This window comes from Caldalkalibacillus mannanilyticus JCM 10596 (assembly GCF_000615945.1).
Taxonomy (GTDB): Bacteria; Bacillota; Bacilli; order Caldalkalibacillales; family JCM-10596; genus Bacillus_AT; species Bacillus_AT mannanilyticus.
The window spans coordinates 76421-95599 of sequence record NZ_BAMO01000002.1; the positions used below are offsets into that span (position 1 = coordinate 76421).

20 protein-coding genes, 5 pseudogenes and 1 riboswitch are annotated in these 19179 nt (G+C 41.0%); of the genes and pseudogenes, 19 read left to right on the top strand and 6 right to left on the bottom strand.

Annotated features, from left to right (window positions below; translation table 11 throughout):
* Positions 1–38 precede the first annotated feature (38 nt).
* The 4 genes and pseudogenes from JCM10596_RS23235 to JCM10596_RS27315 all read left to right on the top strand — a co-directional run bounded on the left by JCM10596_RS23235 (position 39) and on the right by JCM10596_RS27315 (position 1720).
* A pseudogene (locus JCM10596_RS23235) lies at positions 39–645 on the top strand (LysE/ArgO family amino acid transporter).
* Between the two features lie 145 nt (positions 646–790).
* Complete coding sequence (locus tag JCM10596_RS27310; protein WP_025025624.1) at positions 791–1162, top strand: S41 family peptidase; 372 nt, start codon at positions 791–793, stop codon at positions 1160–1162.
* A complete protein-coding gene (locus JCM10596_RS30670) occupies positions 1102–1356 on the top strand; it encodes a S41 family peptidase (RefSeq protein WP_148302481.1) in 255 nt (84 codons plus the stop codon). Before JCM10596_RS27310 ends, JCM10596_RS30670 begins: the two co-directional genes overlap by 61 nt.
* Positions 1331–1720: a S41 family peptidase gene (locus tag JCM10596_RS27315; RefSeq protein WP_025025625.1), complete on the top strand. Its 390-nt coding sequence runs from the start codon at positions 1331–1333 to the stop codon at positions 1718–1720. The genes JCM10596_RS30670 and JCM10596_RS27315 overlap by 26 nt, the downstream gene beginning before the upstream one ends.
* Here JCM10596_RS27315 and JCM10596_RS01525 read toward each other — a convergent pair.
* Together JCM10596_RS01525 and JCM10596_RS01530 are read right to left on the bottom strand one after the other, a co-directional pair.
* On the bottom strand, positions 1672–2580 hold the full coding sequence (locus tag JCM10596_RS01525) for a DMT family transporter (protein WP_025025626.1): 909 nt from the start codon (positions 2578–2580) through the stop codon (positions 1672–1674). The genes JCM10596_RS27315 and JCM10596_RS01525 overlap by 49 nt on opposite strands.
* 37 nt (positions 2581–2617) lie before the next feature.
* Positions 2618–3574, bottom strand: coding sequence for a proline dehydrogenase family protein (locus JCM10596_RS01530; RefSeq protein WP_025025627.1), 957 nt, complete (start codon positions 3572–3574; stop codon positions 2618–2620).
* Between the two features lie 195 nt (positions 3575–3769).
* On the opposite strand from JCM10596_RS01530, the pseudogene pdxR reads away from it, so the two are divergent.
* From pdxR to JCM10596_RS01575, 10 genes and pseudogenes are all read left to right on the top strand, one after another.
* Positions 3770–5171: pseudogene (gene pdxR, locus JCM10596_RS23245) on the top strand (MocR-like pyridoxine biosynthesis transcription factor PdxR).
* A gap of 42 nt (positions 5172–5213) precedes the next feature.
* Complete coding sequence (locus tag JCM10596_RS01540; RefSeq protein ID WP_025025628.1) at positions 5214–5588, top strand: MerR family transcriptional regulator; 375 nt, start codon at positions 5214–5216, stop codon at positions 5586–5588.
* Between the two features lie 144 nt (positions 5589–5732).
* Positions 5733–6711 (top strand): annotated as a pseudogene (locus tag JCM10596_RS23250) (aldo/keto reductase).
* A 15-nt stretch (positions 6712–6726) separates the two neighbouring features.
* Positions 6727–7137: an MFS transporter gene (locus JCM10596_RS30675; protein ID WP_051541126.1), complete on the top strand. Its 411-nt coding sequence runs from the start codon at positions 6727–6729 to the stop codon at positions 7135–7137.
* Positions 7138–7193: 56 nt separating this feature from the next.
* Positions 7194–7973 carry an MFS transporter gene (locus JCM10596_RS29900; RefSeq protein WP_304502742.1) on the top strand — a complete coding sequence of 260 codons (780 nt, stop codon included), beginning with the start codon at positions 7194–7196 and terminating at the stop codon, positions 7971–7973.
* Positions 7974–8081: 108 nt separating this feature from the next.
* The gene (locus JCM10596_RS01555; protein WP_051541138.1) at positions 8082–8597 is read left to right on the top strand and encodes a DUF2243 domain-containing protein; all 516 of its coding nucleotides are present in this window, start codon (positions 8082–8084) and stop codon (positions 8595–8597) included.
* A pseudogene (locus JCM10596_RS23260) lies at positions 8590–9404 on the top strand (cytochrome c oxidase assembly protein). The gene JCM10596_RS01555 and the pseudogene JCM10596_RS23260 overlap by 8 nt, the downstream one beginning before the upstream one ends.
* Positions 9405–9624: 220 nt before the next feature.
* A complete protein-coding gene (locus JCM10596_RS01565; RefSeq protein ID WP_025025630.1) occupies positions 9625–10119 on the top strand; it encodes a cation:proton antiporter regulatory subunit in 495 nt (164 codons plus the stop codon).
* Entirely contained in the window at positions 10119–11288 is a 1170-nt protein-coding gene (locus JCM10596_RS01570) for a cation:proton antiporter (protein ID WP_025025631.1), read from the top strand. The genes JCM10596_RS01565 and JCM10596_RS01570 overlap by 1 nt, the downstream gene beginning before the upstream one ends.
* A 259-nt stretch (positions 11289–11547) precedes the next feature.
* Positions 11548–12399, top strand: a complete 852-nt coding sequence (locus JCM10596_RS01575) for a TerC family protein (RefSeq protein ID WP_025025632.1) — start codon at positions 11548–11550, stop codon at positions 12397–12399.
* Positions 12400–12420: 21 nt separating this feature from the next.
* Here JCM10596_RS01575 and JCM10596_RS27330 read toward each other — a convergent pair whose 3' ends face one another.
* The gene (locus JCM10596_RS27330) at positions 12421–13479 is read right to left on the bottom strand and encodes an HD-GYP domain-containing protein (protein WP_025025633.1); all 1059 of its coding nucleotides are present in this window, start codon (positions 13477–13479) and stop codon (positions 12421–12423) included.
* A gap of 85 nt (positions 13480–13564) precedes the next feature.
* A riboswitch (cyclic di-GMP riboswitch) is annotated at positions 13565–13651 on the bottom strand.
* 194 nt (positions 13652–13845) lie between these two features.
* On the opposite strand from JCM10596_RS27330, the pseudogene JCM10596_RS31095 reads away from it, so the two are divergent.
* Positions 13846–14264 (top strand): annotated as a pseudogene (locus tag JCM10596_RS31095) (redoxin domain-containing protein).
* 172 nt (positions 14265–14436) lie between these two features.
* On the opposite strand, the gene JCM10596_RS31100 reads toward JCM10596_RS31095, so the two are convergent.
* Entirely contained in the window at positions 14437–14526 is a 90-nt protein-coding gene (locus JCM10596_RS31100; protein WP_369345582.1) for a putative holin-like toxin, read from the bottom strand.
* A 165-nt stretch (positions 14527–14691) separates the two neighbouring features.
* On the opposite strand from JCM10596_RS31100, the gene JCM10596_RS01590 reads away from it, so the two are divergent.
* Complete coding sequence (locus JCM10596_RS01590; RefSeq protein ID WP_025025634.1) at positions 14692–15216, top strand: type 1 glutamine amidotransferase domain-containing protein; 525 nt, start codon at positions 14692–14694, stop codon at positions 15214–15216.
* 233 nt (positions 15217–15449) lie between these two features.
* On the top strand, positions 15450–15743 hold the full coding sequence (locus JCM10596_RS01595) for an IDEAL domain-containing protein (protein ID WP_025025635.1): 294 nt from the start codon (positions 15450–15452) through the stop codon (positions 15741–15743).
* 66 nt (positions 15744–15809) lie between these two features.
* Here JCM10596_RS01595 and hemQ read toward each other — a convergent pair whose 3' ends face one another.
* Positions 15810–16556: a hydrogen peroxide-dependent heme synthase gene (gene hemQ / locus JCM10596_RS01600; protein WP_025025636.1), complete on the bottom strand. Its 747-nt coding sequence runs from the start codon at positions 16554–16556 to the stop codon at positions 15810–15812.
* Between the two features lie 358 nt (positions 16557–16914).
* On the opposite strand from hemQ, the gene JCM10596_RS01605 reads away from it, so the two are divergent.
* Both JCM10596_RS01605 and JCM10596_RS01610 read left to right on the top strand, forming a co-directional pair.
* Positions 16915–17160 carry a DUF2553 family protein gene (locus JCM10596_RS01605; RefSeq protein ID WP_025025637.1) on the top strand — a complete coding sequence of 82 codons (246 nt, stop codon included), beginning with the start codon at positions 16915–16917 and terminating at the stop codon, positions 17158–17160.
* A 109-nt stretch (positions 17161–17269) separates the two neighbouring features.
* Positions 17270–18130 (top strand): pentapeptide repeat-containing protein, encoded by an 861-nt coding sequence (locus JCM10596_RS01610; protein WP_025025638.1) that lies wholly within the window; start codon positions 17270–17272, stop codon positions 18128–18130.
* Positions 18131–18160: 30 nt separating this feature from the next.
* On the opposite strand, the gene JCM10596_RS01615 is transcribed toward JCM10596_RS01610, so the two are convergent.
* Positions 18161–19129, bottom strand: coding sequence for a DUF4349 domain-containing protein (locus JCM10596_RS01615; protein WP_025025639.1), 969 nt, complete (start codon positions 19127–19129; stop codon positions 18161–18163).
* Positions 19130–19179 lie beyond the last annotated feature (50 nt).

A 19179-nucleotide genomic window follows, 5' to 3' on the forward strand; every position in this document is an offset into this window, starting at 1 on the left:
ACAATAGGGTCATAGATTTAGAAAGGGGAGAAACCAACTTGATCGAAGCGATAATTCATGGAGTGATTCTTGCTTTTGGCTTAATTTTGCCATTAGGGGTGCAGAATGTATTTGTATTTAATCAAGGGGCGATTCAGCTACTTTTCTTAGAGCAGTCCCTGTCGTGATCACGGCGGCTGTCTGTGATACGCTCTTAATTCTGTTGGCAGTACTAGGAGTGTCTCTGTTCATCCTGACCTTTGCTTGGTTGAAAACCGTTTTATTTGGCATCGGCTTTTTCTTTCTTGTGTATATGGGCTGGGTTATTTGGCGCAGCGAACCGCTGAAGGTGAATGAAGCAGAGGCGACGAGTTTTTCACCGAAAAAACAGATTCTTTTTGCTGCCTCTGTTTCTTTATTTAATCCCCATGCTATTTTAGATACGATTGGGGTGATTGGAACCAATTCATTAGGCTATAGCGGGGAAGAAAAGTGGGTCTTTACCCTAGCGACCATTATCGTGTCATGGATATGGTTTATGGGCTTAGCTCTAGCAGGAAGATCCCTAGGGAAGCTGGATAGCGGAGGAGGTTGATGAAAAGAATCAATCGCTTTTCTGCCTTGGTGATCTGGGGAGTGGCTGTCTATATGCTGACGAAGATATAGAGAAGCTTATGAGAAGATATGAAAATGATAAGGAAATAAGAGGAAAAGGGGAGGTGGAATCGAAATAAAGGGGAGAAGGAGAGTGTTTCTAGATGAGTAAAATACAGGAGTTAAATCAGAGTATGAAGGAGTTTATTGTAGAAGAGTGATTCAGCAGGTACGAGAGCAATATGTTTTTCCAGAGGTAGCTGAAAAAATCGTAGCAAGCTTGGAGAAATCCCTTCATGAAGGAGCCTATCACTCTATTACTAACATAGAGGAGTTCTGTGAAGAGGTTTCTAATGAACTGCTTAGCATCAGTCAGGATAAGCATCTGAGGGTGATCTATCGACCTGAAATCCCTTCCGAGGAAACAACGTCTATTCAAGAAAGAATGGTAGAAGAGGAACGGCGGAGAGGGCAGGTTCAAAATTACGGAATCCATAAGGTGGAGCGGTTGCCAGGGAATATAGGTATATGGACATTCGCCAATTTTATAGTGTGGATATCGGTGCAGAAACGGTTATTGCTGCCATGAATATGATAGCCAATACGGATGTGCTTCTCATTGACTTACGCAAAAACGGTGGGGGAAGAGTGGAGATGGTCACATTTCTGAGCTCGTATTTATTTGAGGAGTCAACACACATTAATAGTGTCTATTCGCGTTCGGATAATTCCTTGATTCAGGCATGGACAGCGCGATGTGCCTGGGAAAAAATATATAGATAAGCCTCTCTATATTCTAACCAGCGGTTTTACTTTTTCAGGAGGAGAGGCATTCGCCTATAGCCTACAGCAGGCACAGAAGGCAAAGGTGATTGGTGAGATAACAGGAGGTGGAGCTCATCCTGTTACCTTCCAACAAATCTCGGAAAACATTCGCTTTCGAATCCCTAATCGAAGGTCAATAAACCCTATCACTCTGTCCAATTGGGAAGGAACAGGGGTTATCCCTGATGTTCAGTTAGAGCAGGAAAAAGCCTTCGATTACGCTTATACAGAGGCTCTTCACATTGTCAGGGAGAAGTACAAAGACAAGCCGCATTATGCATTTTTGGTGACGGAAATTGATTCTGTCTTAGAAACCAGATAAATCGCTAAGAGTACGAATGCCATGCCTACGAGGTGAGTCCATAAGATTTGCTCCTTCAAGAAGAGGCTAGAGAGTACGACCGAGCTAATAGGCAAGAAGCCTGTTAAGACACCAGCAGTACTTGCTGGAACCTGTTCTAAGCCTTGATACATCAGGACAAAGGCAACTACCGTCACGACAATACCAAAATATAGTATTAGTCCCCAGTCTAGGAAAGTCATCTGGTCAAAGTCAAAGCTTATCGCTTCATAAAGGGCTAGGGGGAGAAAGAGAATCACCCCGAAGAGGCTAACCAGAGTAGAGATAGCAAGAGGTGTGATTTTTTTGGAGATGGACTTGCCTAAGATAATAAATAGAGCTTCACTAATCACTGCTCCGAGAATCAGCATATTTCCAAGTAAGGGAGCTGCTCCACGCTGATCAATAGCAAAGATGCCAGATATATTCACGGCTGTGGTTCCTAAAACCGCTAGTAAAATTCCTATCATGGCGTATTTGCTTACTCTTTCTTTTAAGATGAAAAAAGCAATAACAGCAACCACAGCCGGTAGTGTACTCGTTAGAATTCCGCCTTCTGTTGCGGTCGTATATTTCAAGCCGTACAGCATACATAAGCTAAATAAAAATACACCTGTTGCTGATTGGAGAAAGAGAATGACAACCTCTTTTTTCGTTAAGGTTGGGAATCCTTCCCGATAGAGTAATAAAGGGAGAAGGATAAGGACAGCGAGCAAAAAACGCAATTCTGATGCTAAGAAGACAGGGAAGCTTTGTACAAGTAGCTTCCCCGCGACAACAGAACTGCCCACAATGGTCATTGCCAGTATGATTTTAAATGATGCCAGTATATTTTGATTCATAGGGATCCCTCCTAGAGTCTTTACCACGAAGGGTGGTTTAGTAGAGTGCACTTTCTGCTTCTGGTGGATTGATGATATCTGAAAGGAGTCTGTACAGATTGGGAGGGAATTCGGCGATACGATGACAGAGGTATAGGTACCATTCAGAGCCATAGGTCACATAGACTTGTGCTTGGGCTCCTTGCTCCTTTAATGAACGAATAAGGTCAGGACGAATTCCATAAAGCATCTCACATTCCACGTGCGGGAGGTGGATATAGCCACTTTCAACGATTTTTTGAATCAATTCCTCATCGTGAGTAGCAATGGACACAGGATGATTGGCTTCAATGAGTGTCGTGACAAGTTCAAAATATCGTTTGTTTAACTCTTTTGAGCGTGGAATGGCAACCTCTGCGGATTCCTGATAGGCTCCTTTGACTAAACGTATTTTTCCCGGGTAGTTTAGTAGATCAGCAAGATCCTCTGGTGTGCGATGCAGGTGTGCTTGCACGGTGATGCCCACATGAGGGGATTGAGCAGTGACTGTTTTATAGACCTCTAGAATCTCCTCTGTTTTCTGGGATTCCTCCATACTAACCATAACGGTATGACCGTATATCTGCGCTACTTTAGCGATTTCTTGTAGATGCTCTACAGCAAGGGCGGGATCAAGAGTCAAACCAATATGCGATAGATCCAAGGAGATCGTGACGTTTTTCTGCTGCTGACGAAGCTCATTGGTTAAGGCTATACATTCGTTTTTGGCTTCGATGCATTCCTCTAATGTTTTCGTGTTTTCCCCTATGTACTCCACGGAGATTTGGTAGCCCTTCTGTATCAATTCTTCTGCTTTCTGTATTCCTTCCTTTCTCGTTTCACCTGCTACAAAACGCTTGGCGCCCTTTAATAAGAGTGGATATAAATCCTCTGAGTGTTGGATGTATTCTTTGATTTGTTCGTTTCGAGCGATTACCTTTAGCGCATGGGCAGCCCTTCTTGCTTCATTTGAAATATTCATGTTTTTTCCTCTCCTTCACTATGTCATGGTAAGAATGTCTTCCTAGACTAAAGCTATCATGCTAAACTGGTTGCTAGTAGCACCACTTTACTTGAAGTTTCATAGAACCAATTTTGATCATGTTGCCATCATCAGGTGGAGTACCAATTCATCTGGTCGAAGTCTATTTTAAAAGAAGGAGGAGAAGGGATGCTCTGGATACCCATTGATCGAACAAAAGATGCGCCTTTGATACGCCAAGTATATAGGCAAATTCGTACGGCCATTTTGCAGGGAGAGCTTTTAGCGGGCGAGAAGCTTCCTTCTACGAGAGAGCTAGCTAACGAATTACATGTTTCTAGAAATGTCGTTATTGAAGCCTATGACCAGCTATTGGCAGAGGGGTACTTGGTTACTCGTCAAGGAGCAGGGACGTATGTGGCTGAAGGAACGTATTTAGAGCAAGTACCAAGTGAACAAACAACATCCTCTTTTGAGCAGAAGGTGGAACTGACTCCAAAAAAGGACATGATTGATTTTCGATCTGGGATTCCAGACCTGACTTTCTTTCCACGAAGGATATGGGCTAAGCTTTCCTATGAGGTCTGCCATGATATTTCTCATTCTCTATTAAGCTATGGCAATCCAGAAGGGGTTCCAGAATTTCGAGCGATATTAGCCAGGTATTTGGTCAAAACACGTGGCGTTCACTGCCAGCCTGAACAATTGGTTATTACCTCGGGAGCGACCCAAGCATTGACACTTGTCGCCAAGCTCCTCCTCTCTGAAGGGGAACAGGTCGTGATAGAGGACCCGATCACTCATGATATTCAGAGCATTTTCAAGTCAGCAGGGGCAAGTCTTTATCCCGTTCCTGTTGATGAACAGGGGATGAGAACAGAATTGCTGCCTTCTGAGCTTCACCCTTCCTTTGTTTTTGTGACTCCTTCGCACCAGTTTCCAGTGGGGGGAGCTCTGCCTATTCAACGGCGTATTCAGTTGATTCAGTTTGCTCGTGAGAAGAGCTGTTATCTTGTAGAGGATGACTATGACAGCGAATTTCGTTATGAGGGTGCTCCAGTCAGCTCATTGCAGGGCTTGGACTGATCGGGTGATTTACATTGGCTCATTTAGTAAGATTTTATCTCCTGCTTTACGCCTAGGCTATTTAATTCTGCCTCTGGAGCTGATCGAACGGTGCAGGCAGCTAAAATGGTTTTCAGATCTCCATACTCCTTCTCTGAACCAGATTATTTTAGGGCGTTTTATAGAAGCTGGACATTTGGAGCGTCATATCTTAAAAATGAAAAAACGATATAAGAAAAGGAGAGATTCCTTGCTTCGTCTGCTCCAGCATTATTTTACTGATCGGGTTAAAATATATGGCTATTCTACTGGATTACATTTGATCGCAGAGTTTCAGAATATAGATTTTACTGAGCAAGTCATAGAGCAGATTGAAAAAGCAGGGGTACGTGTTTATCCAGTTGAACAGCATACCATTGTGAAAGGGCTTCACTCCAATCGGCTGATTATAGGGTATGGGCATTTAAGGGAAGAGGAATTAGAGGAAGGAGTTCGCAGGCTAGGGAATTCAGAGGTGTTTAAGTAAATAAAATAGGAAATAATTTCTTGCCAGTGCTATAATCAAGATATGGAAAAATTGTTAACCATTCAGGATATATCATCACTCACCGGTCTGAGTTCCTACACCCTACGCTATTATGAAAGAATTGGTCTATTAAGTGGGATTGAAAGGGATGAAAATGGGTACCGCAAATACTCAAAGACCGATATTTTATGGATTGATTTTCTCATTAGGTTGCGTAACACAGAGATGCCTATTAGGGGTATGAAAAAATTTGCGGAACTAAGGCGCCAAGGTGATTCTACTGTGACTGCAAGACGGGAATTATTAGAAATTCATCAAGAGAAAGTTCTTAATCAAATTAAGCAACTAGAGAACAATTTAACTAAGATTAATGAAAAAATTGACTATTATAAGAAAATGGAGGAAAAAGCTAAGTAATACAACGTAATAAATTTTGTGGGACCTTACCTAAAGGTCTTTTTTTTTTATTTTTTAAATGATTAATAAAAATTCACACTTGCTTTATAGTGCACTCTAATCGATATACTGTTTTCATATTAAAGGAAGGTAGGAGGGAAAAAAATGAAATATCGATCTATTGGAGATTTACGTGTTTCATCTTTAGGATTAGGATGTATGGGAATGTCGGAATACTATGGAAATCAAAATGATGAGGAATCGATTGCTACCCTTAATTATGCGTTAGAACTTGGTGTGAATTTTTGATACGGCAGACCAATATGGAGTGGGAAAAAACGAAGAATTAGTGGGTCGAGCATTAAAAAGTGTCAGACAACAAATTAACATAGCTACCAAATTTGGCTTTGTAAGAGATGAAACAGGGAAAGTAATTGAAATTAACGGAAGTAAGGAATATGTAAAAAAGGCTTGTGAAGCAAGCCTAAGACGGTTAAACACTGACTATATTGATCTATATTATCTACATCGTATAGATCCCAGAGTTCCCATTGAAGAGACCATTGGTGCCATGAAGGAACTAGTAGAAGAAGGTAAAGTTCGACATATTGGGCTTTCAGAAGCTTCTTCTCAAACGATAAAACGAGCACAAAAAGTACATCCTATAGCAGCATTACAGACAGAGTACTCAATATGGAGTAGAGATATAGAAGAGGAAATCTTACCCCTTTGCCGCAAACAAAATATTGCTGTTGTTCCATATAGCCCTTTGGGACGGGGGTTTTTGTCTGGAAAGCTGAAGTCGATTGATAACCTCGTAGAAAACGATTTTAGAAGGAACGCACCACGTTTTCAAGGAGATAACTTTAATCAAAATCTTTCTTTGATTCAACCATTAGAAGATATAGCAGATCAACTGAATATTAATCCTGCACAACTCGCATTAACATGGTTACTATCTAATGGGGAAGATATCATCCCTATACCAGGGACAAAAAGGAGATCCTACTTAAAAGAAAATATAGCCGCAATAAATATTGAATTACCAAAGGACATCAAAGACTTTATAGATAACACTTTACCTGTAGGTTCAGCAGTTGGTGATCGATATCCTGTACATTCTATGAAATTATTAAATCGATGAAAGAAGGGTGTATAGTTGGAAATTTGGAAAAGGAATATGTATATTTTAAGCATCGCACAATTTTTAGTCATGTCTGCATTCAGCTTAATTATACCTTTTGTTCCAGTCTATCTTAAAAATGACTTAGGTGTTCACGCTCAAGCCGATATTCAGCTTTGGACAGGAATGATTTTTGGTGCTACTTTTTTATCTGCTTTTCTTTTTCAGCCGATATGGGGGAAAATTGCAGATCGAACTAGTAGAAAAACGATTCTTATCCGTTCTGCTATCGGAATGGCATTTGCCACATTCTTAATGACCTATAGCACAGCAGCTTGGCACTTATTGGTTCTACGATTTATCTTAGGGATTTTTGGCGGGTTTATTCCTGCATCTTCTCCATTTATTACAATGAATACTCCTAAAGAAAAAATAGGCTATGCCTAGGGGGAGCCCAATCTGGGGCATACGCCGGCAATATTTTTGGACCTTTAATAGGTGGAATTTTGGGGCAGTGGATAGGATTTTATAAAATCCTCTATGTGTCTAGCGCTATGTTACTGATTTCAGGGGTTCTTATCTTATTCTTTTTAATAGAACTTAATAAGCCTGAACCAAATAACTTGCCACTTTCGACATCTAAAAATAGCCGTTTTAACTTTCTCTCTGAACTACGAGAAATTGCAAAAAAACCTCTAATTGGAGCTTTATTTATGGTTGGATTTCTTATTCAGTTTTCAACAATGAGTACTTCTCCATTTTTGGCTACGTATGTAGAAAGTATGTGGAATAATGATATCTTTTTAACAACTATAATAGGCTTATCAGTTTCTATCTCGGGTTTCTCTATTATTATTTTTTCTCCCATTTTAGGAAGAAAAGCAGATCAAGTGGGCCCTGAAATTATCCTGTTCATTTCTTTATTGGGGAATTTTATTTGTTATGTTGCTCAAGCATTGGTTTCATCTATATGGCTATTTCTAATCGCTAGGTTTTTAATGGGGGTGTTTATAGGGGGTCTTCTTCCATCAGTAGTAAGTTTAATACGAAAACATGCACCTGAAAAAATGGAGAGTTTAACATTCGGTTATTATCATAGCGCCCTTTTTTTAGGAAACCTAATTGGACCTTTACTTGGAGGATATTTAAGTGGAATTATTCACATAAAAGGGGTTATTTTTTTGGCTGGTCTCCTCTTTTTGGCGAACAGTCTAATTTTAAAAACCCATTTGTTTAAGCAAGAGTCTTATGTATCTTTACTTATGAGGGTCAAAAAAGGGTAAGCTACCCCAAGTATAAAAGGAACAAAGGAGGCTATACTTTAGAGCAGAATTATCTCTTCCAAAATGAGGATAGAGATGATTTTACACACTCGCTTTAAGGAGGAGCCTATGACTGAATCTTTAATGGAAAAGCAAGAAAGCAAGGATCAACAACGCTCGAACTATATGAATCGTAACTTATGGTCTGGCATGTTGTTTGGTTTAGGCCTCATCGCTTTTGTGGATGAAGTTGTTTTTCATCAATTATTACATTGGCATCATTTCTATGATAAATCGACGACGAGTATGGGGCTTATTTCCGACGGGCTATTCCATGCCTTTAGTTGGTTTGCTACTGTCGGAGGATTATTTATGCTTGCAGACCTGCGTCGGCGAGAGGCGTGGTTGCCCAGAAGGTGGTGGGCAGGGGTTTTCCTTGGGGCTGGTGGCTTTCAGCTCTATGATGGGATTATTCAACATAAAATCATGAGGCTTCACCAGATTCGTTACCATGTAGATATCCTTCCTTATGATGTAGTCTGGAATATGGCTTCGGTGATCCTAATTGTGATTGGACTTTTCCTGTTGGTCAACCAAGGGAAAAAAGGAAAGGGAAGGTCTATCGGAAAGGGTATAGATGAATAGCTACAGCCAGCATGGATTAGAGAGCCACGCTCATCATCTGGATGGAATGCTGCTTCAAGTGTTGCTCCCGCTGCCTTTTGTTTTCATGGTGATCCTCTACCTTCTGGCAGTGGTTATGTCGAATCGCCGATACACAGTATGGCCTGTGTATCGTACGTGTTTCTGGATACTGGGATCTGGCTGTGCACTTCTAGCGGTAATCGGTCCTTTAGCCGATCGTTCACACACGGATTTTTCCGTCCATATGATCGGGCATTTGCTTCTTGGGATGCTTGCTCCGCTTCTTATGGTTCTTGCTGCTCCCATGACTCTATTCCTGCGAACCCTTCCTGTGAACTGGGCGCGTCGCCTTACCACTCTTCTAAAAAGCAGGCTGAGTGCTTTCTACACCCACCCCATCCTCACTTCGCTCCTTAATATGGGAGGGCTATGGGTATTGTATACGACAGATGTATATCTAGCGATGCAGCATTCCGCTCTACTTCATGTCTTGGTTCATCTCCATGTTTTTATGGCTGGATATCTTTTTACCATGTCCATGATCTATATTGATCCTCTTCCTCATCAGGTCAGCTTTAGATATCGAGCGTGGTGATGATTTTAGCTTTCGCGAGTCATGGAATTCTTTCTAAGTACTTGTATGCTTACCCGTCAAATGGAATTCCGGTAGCTCAAGCGGAAATGGGAGGCATGTTGATGTACTATGGTGGAGATGCGATAGATCTCGTTTTGATCTGTATTTTTTGTTATCAGTGGTATAGAAGTACCCGTCCTCCGCTACAGGCGGGGCAAGGGGCGTATGGATAACACTTTCTTTCTTTGTGAGTAAGGAAGAAAAGAAGGTAATGCACTATTCATCGCTTTAAATTGGAGAGGAGAAACCAACTATGCTCATGCTTCTTACTAGTAACGACTCTCTAGAGATGATAGACTTAGAGTAGGGTGCAATATTGTTCAAAAAAGTGCAAACGAAAAAGAAGAACCAAAGAATTAACCAATTGAATCACAATAAAAAGGAGTCACCAAAATGAAAATAAAAATGTCTGATTTACCAGGAGTGGGAAAGAAATTTTCCTTCATCACAGCAGAGGAGAATATGATGGTGTTGATCATTCACCATACGGGAAAAAGAGAGCTGCATCTTTTTGATGATGCGGATGACGATGAGCCAGCGTATACGATCAATCTTAACTCGGAAGAAACGAAGGAGATCGCAGCTCAAATGCTAGGGGCAACCTATCAGCCAGTCGATGTCGACACGATGAAAACATTTAAAAACAAGCTGCTGATGGAGTGGGTAGAATTAAAAGAGGATTCTCCAATCGTTGGGAAAACATTAATCGAATCTGATATTCGAGCCAAAACAGGTGCTACCGTCATTGCCATTGTACGTGGAGAGGAAGTGGTTGCGAGCCCTGATCCAACGGAGAAACTGAAAGCAGGAGATACCTTAATGGCGGCAGGAAATTCAGAGCAAATGAAGGCTTTTGAACAATTGTGTCAGGAAAAAGGTGAGGTTTAATGGATTTTCAACTTCCGGTCATCTTATCCTCAGGCTTATTGTTGTTGATTCTATTCCTCGTTGGTTATATTGGAATAAAAGTACGCATTCCTGGCGTTATTCTGTATATTTTATTAGGTATTGCTATTGGTGGATTGATTACGGATCATAAACTTTTGCATCTTACAGGTGAGATCGGAATTATTTTACTCTTTTTTATGCTAGGGATGGAATTTCCCGTATCGAAGCTAGGTCAAATAGCCAGGAAGGTTGCCCCAGCAGGGATTCTGGATGTTGTTCTCTGCTTAGGAGTAACGATGGGAATTTGCTTGCTTTTTGGTCTTGATTGGATTACTTCATTTTTAATCGGTGGAGTGGTTTACGCAACGAGCTCATCGATCACGGCAAAGCTGCTCGAAAGCTCGAATCGTATGGCGAACCCTGAATCTGAATTTATTTTGGGCTTACTTATCTTTGAGGATCTCGTTGCTCCTATTGCTGTTGCTGTATTAGTAGGGTTAACGGCTGGGACAGGAATTACTGGCGGAGTATTTGGCTTGATTATTCTTAAGATCGTCCTCTTAACCATTGGAGCGATCCTGATCGGTTTATTTGTCTTCTCTAAGCTGGGAGGTTTCTTCGAGAAGTACATGACACAGGATATTTTTATTTTATTTGTTGTGGGGATTGCCTTATCATATGGAGGCTTAGCCCTATACTTAGAGTTATCTGAGGTTCTCGGAGCGTTTTTAGCGGGGATTATTATTGCCGAGGTGAAGAAGTCTGAGCAGTTGGAGCATATGGTACTGCCTGTGAAGGATTTACTGCTTCCTCTCTTTTTCCTTTACTTTGGAACGACGATCGTCTTTGGAGAAGTCCCGATGCTTACCCTGCTCTTGATTTTACTTGCTTGGTCGATTGTAGCGAAAATCGTTGTCGGAATCGTGGGTGGACAATGGTATGGGTTGTCGAAGAAGGTTTCTATTAGAGCAGGATTCTCTTTAACACAGAGGGGAGAGTTTTCTGTGATTATTGCTAGCTTGGCGACAGGAGCAACTAAGCTATTCAGCAGTATCTTTATCTTAAGTTCTGCTGTCTTAGGTATTGCATTGTTTCTTTTTGCCCCGAAGATTGCCAATTGGCTTTACCCCAAGAAAGTTAAAGCAAAAACAGTCAGTGTAGAGGGGTAAAGACAGGATAGATGATCTAGTTGACGAATTCTAGAATTCCATGTATGATAGCAATATAAACAAACGAATAATTCTTCCTATAAAGGGGAGTAGCTGTACAGCAAAGTCGTCATTACGGGTAGCGATACCTCGGCTTTGTTGGCAACATAACAAGTTGTTAGCGAGACCTTTACCAATTGGTAAAGGTTTTTATATTGGCCTTTACCTTGGACAGGTAGAGGTTATTTTTGTTTAATTACATAATAGAGGAGAGATTGCGTTGGAGATGTCAATATGGTTAGAGTATAGTTGGGTGCTTTTGGTTCTGATTCTACTAGAAGGACTGTTAGCGGCTGACAATGCTTTGGTCTTAGCCATCATGGTAAAGCATTTACCAGAAGAGGAACGGAAAAAAGCGTTATTTTATGGGCTAGCTGGAGCTTTTGTCTTCCGCTTTGCTTCCTTGTTCGCTATTTCATTCCTAGTGGGTGTGTGGCAATTGCAAGCGATTGGTGCGTTGTATTTACTCTTTATTTCGATCAACCATATTTTTAGGAAACTCGTGATCAAAAAAGCAGAGGAAGCAACCTCTGAAGAAGGAAAAGAGGAAGTGGTAAAAAAGAAAGGAGGGCTATGGAGTACAGTCGTAAAGGTGGAGATCGCTGATATTGCGTTTGCGGTGGATTCCATTCTTGCTGCTGTTGCTCTCGCTGTTGTCCTGCCAAAAACGAATTTGCCTCAGGTCGGAGGATTGGATGGCGGTCACTTTCTAGTTATTTTTCTGGGTGGATTCATAGGGTTAGTGATTATGAGGTTTGCCGCTACGTATTTTGTCAAGCTTCTGCATCAAAGGCCTGGTCTAGAGATTGCTGCTTTCTTGATAGTAGGATGGGTGGGAGTCAAGCTGGCTATCTATACCCTGTCCCATCCTGCTCTTGCTGTGATTCCTGAAGGATTTGCGACGTCCACTGCTTGGAAGCTTTCCTTCTATATCGTCTTAGTCCTGATCGCAGTAGGAGGGTGGTTCCTCTCTAGCGTTCAAGAAGAGAGTGTTCAAGAAGATAGAATGGATGAAGAAGATAAGGACCATAAGAAAGATCATGAAAAACGATATGCAGCCGCTAGTAAGTAATGGAGCACTTGAGTCATCATCTTATGTTTGTTTGGAATTCTTGTCCAAAGAAATAAATGAATTTCCTTGTTCATCTGTTTCCCACTGACTTTCTTCAATCATTTTAACAAACAGTTCAGCAACGATTGGATCAAATTGGGTTCCAGAGTGATGCTTGATTTCAGCAATCGCCTCTTCGATGGATAAAGGTGTTTTACGATATGGACGAGAGGAGGTCATGGCGTGAAACGCATCGGCGACGGCGACGACCCTTGCTCCGAGGGGGATTTCATCCCCTTTTAAGCCCTTAGGATACCCTTTTCCATCGTATCTTTCCTGATGGTACTCGACATAATCAAGGATTTCATTCATGCCTGAAACATGCTCAAGAATATTTTTACCTAAGCTAGGGTGGAGTTTAACCACTTCAAATTCATTATCTGTTAATTTACCAGGCTTATTGAGAATATGATCTGGAACGCCAATTTTTCCGACATCATGCAATAACCCGGCAATAGAAACACGATTGATTTCTAAGTCATCCATGCCTAGCTTAGCTGCTAAGGCACCGCTATATTGACTCACTGTTTCTGAGTGCTTTTGAATATATTCGTCTTTGGCATCCATAGCGGCGGCAAAGGCGTAGATCATTTCTTTGAACCAGCTTGTATCATAGACATCTACAGCAGCAGCTGTTTCATTTGCGCTTCCTGTTTGTTCTGGTTGATGAGAAGGTAGGAGCTTCTCCGTGGTGTTTTCTATCTTTTCGGTTTGTGAGAATGTGATTTTATTAGATAAGAAATAAAGGGATAAAGTGAAAAGAATGATTCCTGCGAGAATAGTGAGTAGAATAGAAATAGAGGCACTCATCATCAGTTCGTTTTTACTCAAATGATTGAGGTTGAGAGAGGCTGTGTTTTCAACAACCCGTTGTGCATCAAAAGCTTTATTGAGGAGATCAGAAATGATGATGAGCACGATAGAATAGACAAGAGTCATAGTCAATGCTACGCTGAGGACGATGCTTAAGAAGAAGCGCCATCTACTATTTTGACTACTCTTCATGTTATGATGGAATGGTACATTTTGTTCTTCTAACATGTAGGTCACCTCCCATAGACAACAAGAAATAGACAACAAAAAAACCTGCGATTAAGATCACAAGTTTTAAAGTAACCTTAACCATTTCGATAACTGGCTGACTTATCTGAAAATAGATGAAGTCCCTATAGCTTTGCGTCCCACAGTTTCCTGTAGTTTGCCATTTTCGTTGGTTGGAAAATATTTCACGAAACTATCAATTACTATTATTATACTTCTTCACCTTAAAAAAGTACAGGGGTGGGAAAAAATAACAACTTTTTAAGGGGGAAGCTTAGCGTGGCGATTCGTATAATCCTCATTGGCTTGCTTATTCTAGCCTTGGCTTTTGCTCTGTTCACAACGCTCAGTGGAGATGATTCACCAGTGCAAATAGGTCAGTTAGCACATCCATTTGAATTGCAGGATGAAAAAGGAAATAGGGTAGAGTTAGCTCAATTTAGAGGAAAAGGAGTGGTTCTTAATTTTTGGGCGGCATGGTGTCTGCCATGTCGTAATGAGATGCCCCTTCTAGAAGAAGAGTACCAGAAAAGAAAAGATCAGGACTTGAGATCTTAGCCATTAATTTTGGTGAAACAGAGGCAGCCGTATCCTTGTTTCGATCCAATTATGATTTGACCTTTCCTTTGTTACTAGACCCTGATAAAATAATTTCAACGAAATATGGAGTGACTGCCTTACCTGTCACCTATTTTATCGATCCAGAAGGGAACGTCGTGTCCAAGGTCATTGGGGAATTGGAACATGACACATTGATTGAGAATTTGGATCGAATCATGCCCTGACAAGAACTGAGCTAGTAAGAGAATGGAGTTTGCAAGTATATTTCTAGCATGGTATCATTAAAATAGAAAATAAGGACGGTGAGGAGCACCGTCCTTAGCACAATAGCCGCTTTTAAGGGCGGTGGCTTAAAGGATCATACGAAATAGACCGCACACCTCGACAAAGGGCGGTCTATTTCCTGTTATGGAAAGAAAGTATCAATACAACCAAGGTTGCAAATGAAATCATCAGTGTGAGTGCTTGAAATACTTCCATTGGCATCACCTCCCTTCTGGGAGATTAGCCGACCGCCCTTTTAAGCCATTTTATTGTACAAGGTATATTATATCATGTATGCTTTATAAGCAGAAGGATAGTAACCAAAATATCCTATTGATTATTGTTGAGTTGTAAATATGATCTCGATAATAAAGGAGTGTGAAAGGTATGAGATTAGCGAATAAAAAGGTGATTGCACTAGTGGATCATGAATTTGAAGATTTGGAACTATGGTATCCGATTATGCGTCTGCAAGAAGAAGGGGCAACTGTTCACTTGGTAGGACCTCATAAGAATGAAAAATATGTTGGGAAGTACGGAGTTCCTGCGATGTCGGATTATGCTTTCTCTGAAGTAGAGGCAGCCGAATATGATGGAATCCTAGTGCCTGGGGGCTGGGCGCCAGATAAGCTTAGAAGGTATCCAGAGGTGATTGAGATGGTTCGCCATATGGATCAAGCTCAAAAGCCAATTGGTCAAATCTGTCATGCTGGCTGGGTGTTAATTTCAGCCAAAATTCTAGAGGGTAGAAAAGTGACCAGTACACCTGGAATCAAGGATGATATGGAGAATGCAGGGTCTGTTTGGATTGATGAGCCTGTGGTTGTGGATGGACATATTGTTTCCAGTCGCCGTCCTCCAGACCTTCCCCCATATGGGAAAGCTTTTGCCGATGCATTAGCAGAGAAATAAGCAAAGAAATCCTAGATGACATCTTCGAAAAGCTTTGATAGAAGCTTGAAGCTTTTCCTTACATAAACGCTTAGGGTCTATAATCTCTAAGCGTTTTTTGTCGTGTGGAAAAAACTGCATCTGATAGAAGTCTACTTTATTTATATAAAAGGTTAAAGAAAATTCAGAAATTACCGATTTATTAAATAAGAGAAATATAGTATAATTAAAAAAAGAATAGGGAGGTTTTATAGATGGAACACAAAGAATTTTACCAACAGTCCCTTGTCACTCAGTCTAATGAATTCTCTGAAGAAGCAATCCAATCTCTCTATGCTCAAATATTTTTGGAGTTTACCTTGTTTCATGGTGAAAAAGAAAGATTAGAAAAAGCAATAGACCAATCTCTTGAAGAGCGGGATCATGACCAGTTTCTACAGCTAACGGATCGCTATATGGATTTATTGACCGAATATGAGTCTGGTATCATTGTTAAGGAACAAGGTGTTCAATTTCATGTTTATTTTGGAAATTACAAAACAATATAAAATATAGAAAAGAAACCGTTTCTACGAGAGATCCGGTTTCTTTTTTAGTATGACCTGTTTAAAAGCTTATACTTTTAGGAACGACATTAAGGCGGAGGTATCCAGACGGTTTCCAACAAAGAAAGAACCGAATTCTCCGTAGCGAGCACTTACAGCATCAAATCTCATTTCATAGACAAGCTTTTTGTAGGTAACAGGATCATCAGCAAATAGGGTGACTCCCCATTCCCAATCGTCAAGTCCAACAGAACCAGAGATGACTTGAGTAACACGTCCAGCATAAGAACGACCAATCATGCCATGGCTTCTCATCATTTGACGGCGCTCTTCCATGGAAAGCATGTACCAGTTGTCATTTCCTTCACGACGTTTGTTCATTGGATAGAAGCAAACGTGATTTGTTTGTGGCAGAATTGGCTTTAAGCGACCTTGAATATAGGGATCGGTTTCAGGGTCCACATCACCTGAGGCTACATAGTTACTTAATTCTACGATCGAAACGTAAGAATAGGTTGGTACTGTAAATTCAGCAAATTTACTTTTGTTTAACTTTGTTTCTAATTCATTAATTTCTTGCAGAGTTGGTCGTAGGTGAATGAATAAAAGGTCGCCTTTATGACCAACGATGCTGTAGATGCCGAAGCTACCTTGTTTATTCTCTTCCACACTTGTCCATTCTTGAACTAACGTTTGCAGCTCATCTAATGCTGTGCGTCTTTCTTCTGGGGACACCATCTTCCACGAAGACCAATCCATTGATCTAAAATCATGTAGGACATACCAGCCCTCTAATGTTTGTAATGCTTCACTCATTATTTTCGTCACTCCTTTAATAGCGGGATAGATGTATTATGTAATCTCAATCGTAATTGAGTATATCATACTTGTCTTAAAAAATCGAAAGATCGAACTGTGAACGAAGGGAAAAGATGTAAGGAGATAGAGGTTAACAACAATTCATTTTGAAAAAATATAAAGAAAATTCTAAAAAATATTCACGAAATGGACAAAGTTGTCGATAGTAATGATAAGAATAAAAATGCCAATCGGCGCTATGGACTGAAAAAATAAAAAAACTCTCAGTGTACGGTCATCTATGTAATAGAAACAGCAGGACAAGCTTACACTATTTATTGCTGGGGAATTAATCGGATATGAGAGGGTGATCAAGATGGAGCAAACGGGTAGAAGAAAAAAAGTGGATATTACAAGCAAAGTAACTGGCACGATCGTAGGTAATCAGATGATCCTATATGTAGGTGAGCGTGCTATTGGTCAGATGAATCTGGCGTATTTTGAACCTGAGTTTACCTTTGAGCCTGATTTTGGGTATGAGAATAATAAGGTATATCAAATTCAGGAAGTTGGGGTTGAAGATGATCAATACGTTTCAGGCTGTGATATGGGTTGGTGCTAGACATTAAATTGATTTAACATATAGAATAAGAGGGGAAAGGTGAGCTTGTAGTTCATCCTTCCTCTCTTTTTCATGTGGAGTGAGAAATTCTTAAAAGGAAGTGCCTGTATTGTCTATTTTAGCAAATGTAGCAGATGATCTGAATCGAGATCACCTGCGTATTGACTGTGAACAATGTTTTGGATTATGCTGCGTAGCCTTGCCATTTGCCTCCTCAGCAGATTTTGCGCTGGACAAAAATGGGGGACAGCCCTGTCAGCATTTACAATCCGATTTCCGTTGTGGTATTCACAAAGACCTTCGAGCAACGGGTTTTCGAGGGTGTACCGTTTATGAATGCTTCGGAGCAGGACAAAAGGTGTCTCAGCTAACCTTTGAAGGAAAGGATTGGCGACGTGATCCCCTTGCGGCGAAGCAAATGTTTGAGGTGTTTCCTATCATGCAACAGCTTCATGAAATGCTCTGGTATCTGAGCGAAGCCATCACCTTAAAAGCAACGACCTCCATTCATCAGGATCTTCACGAAGCCCTTGAGAAAACGGAAGAATTGACGCTTCTTTCTCCTGACTCTCTAATGAAACTGGACATCCCTGCACATCGAGCAGAAATCAATGTATTGCTTCTACAAACGAGTGAACTGGTCCGTGCTGCTGTGCCTCCTAGACAAAAGAATTCCAAAAAGAAGGGAAAAATACCCGGACGTGGAGCTGATCTTATGGGGGCTAATCTAAGAAAAGCGGATCTTAGAGGAGCCAATTTAAGAGGCGCTTACTTGATTGCTGCCGATCTTCGCGAAGCCGATCTCAGAGAAGCAGATCTTATTGGAGCTGATTTTCGGGATGCGGATCTTAGAGGAGCGAATCTGACAGGGAGTATTTTTCTGACACAAGCTCAGATCAATGCAGCCAAGGGGAATACCCAAACGAAGCTTCCACCTGGATTAAGAGCCCCCGCACATTGGTTTGTGTAATGGGAGGCTCTTTCTTTTTCATTTCACGGCTTACATATTTTTAGGATCTTCTTTTCTTGAGAATTTCCGTAGGATATAGATCAAAAATGAAATAGGTAAAGCAAGCAAGACGAGGTAAGGAACCATAGTTACAAGTACGATAAAGCCTTTTTTTCCAAAGGCGATGATTTGCTTAAACGATTGTTTAAAACCAATCCATGCTTCTCTCAGGATCGAGGTATCCTCTTGATTGGCCTCTAGAAGCTCTTTTTCTACTTGAAAGAGATCCAGTGTAAGCTTCACCGTAGAAGTGACTTGGGAGAGAAATTTCTGACGTCCTTCCAGTCTTTCGATGGATTCTCTGATTCTGGACAGTTCATTTTCGATTTTTAGCATTTCTTCAATTGTATTGGCTTTTTCGTAGAGGCTTAAGATACGTTCTTCATGCTTTTTTAAGTTGCGTAATCTGGAGTCATTATCTACAAATTCAGCCGTTACATCCTGCCCGGATACTTGACGATTGATGATGTTGCCTTGACTTTCCACCTGCTGGAGGAAATCCTCAAATTCATTGACAGGAATGCGCAGAATAAGCTGAGCGTGGTGCTCGGTATAATCTTTCCCTTCCTTCTTCCATTCGTGTAGAGATTCGATATAAGCCCCAGAGAATCGACTTACCTTGGCTTCTACCTCTGTAATCACTTCTTTTAGGTTTTGAACCTGTTGTTCAATGAGTTGTTCACGGATGATTTTTCGACTCGTATCTTCTTGTGGAGAGGAGCTGGATGGAGCACGACCATTTTGGACTTCTGTCTGCTCCTGGACTTCATCAGCACCAGCAAGCCGACCTATTTTTTCTTCTTCTGGAGAAGAGGCATATTCAGCATAGTCCTGTGCTACCGTTCCATTCATCATCTCTCCACCATAATCTTGACTCTCATATCCTTTACTACTGCAACCGGCTAAGAGCAGTAGTATCAAGCTGAGTAGGATCCAACTTTTTTTATAATAGCGAAACATTAAAAAAACCCCCTTCGAGTTCAATCTATCTCTTTGCAGACATAGACGAA

Coding starts and splice junctions, on each gene's coding strand:
- JCM10596_RS01605 (WP_025025637.1), top strand. CDS start 16,915: ATGGAGCAAACGGGTAGAAGAAAAAAAGTGGATATTACAAGCAAAGTA.
- JCM10596_RS01555 (WP_051541138.1), top strand. CDS start 8,082: ATGACTGAATCTTTAATGGAAAAGCAAGAAAGCAAGGATCAACAACGC.
- JCM10596_RS01590 (WP_025025634.1), top strand. CDS start 14,692: ATGAGATTAGCGAATAAAAAGGTGATTGCACTAGTGGATCATGAATTT.
- JCM10596_RS01540 (WP_025025628.1), top strand. CDS start 5,214: ATGGAAAAATTGTTAACCATTCAGGATATATCATCACTCACCGGTCTG.
- JCM10596_RS27330 (WP_025025633.1), bottom strand. CDS start 13,479: ATGTTAGAAGAACAAAATGTACCATTCCATCATAACATGAAGAGTAGT.
- JCM10596_RS30670 (WP_148302481.1), top strand. CDS start 1,102: ATGGACATTCGCCAATTTTATAGTGTGGATATCGGTGCAGAAACGGTT.
- JCM10596_RS01595 (WP_025025635.1), top strand. CDS start 15,450: ATGGAACACAAAGAATTTTACCAACAGTCCCTTGTCACTCAGTCTAAT.
- JCM10596_RS01525 (WP_025025626.1), bottom strand. CDS start 2,580: ATGAATCAAAATATACTGGCATCATTTAAAATCATACTGGCAATGACC.
- JCM10596_RS31100 (WP_369345582.1), bottom strand. CDS start 14,526: ATGCCAATGGAAGTATTTCAAGCACTCACACTGATGATTTCATTTGCA.
- hemQ (WP_025025636.1), bottom strand. CDS start 16,556: ATGAGTGAAGCATTACAAACATTAGAGGGCTGGTATGTCCTACATGAT.
- JCM10596_RS01565 (WP_025025630.1), top strand. CDS start 9,625: ATGAAAATAAAAATGTCTGATTTACCAGGAGTGGGAAAGAAATTTTCC.
- JCM10596_RS01570 (WP_025025631.1), top strand. CDS start 10,119: ATGGATTTTCAACTTCCGGTCATCTTATCCTCAGGCTTATTGTTGTTG.
- JCM10596_RS01615 (WP_025025639.1), bottom strand. CDS start 19,129: ATGTTTCGCTATTATAAAAAAAGTTGGATCCTACTCAGCTTGATACTA.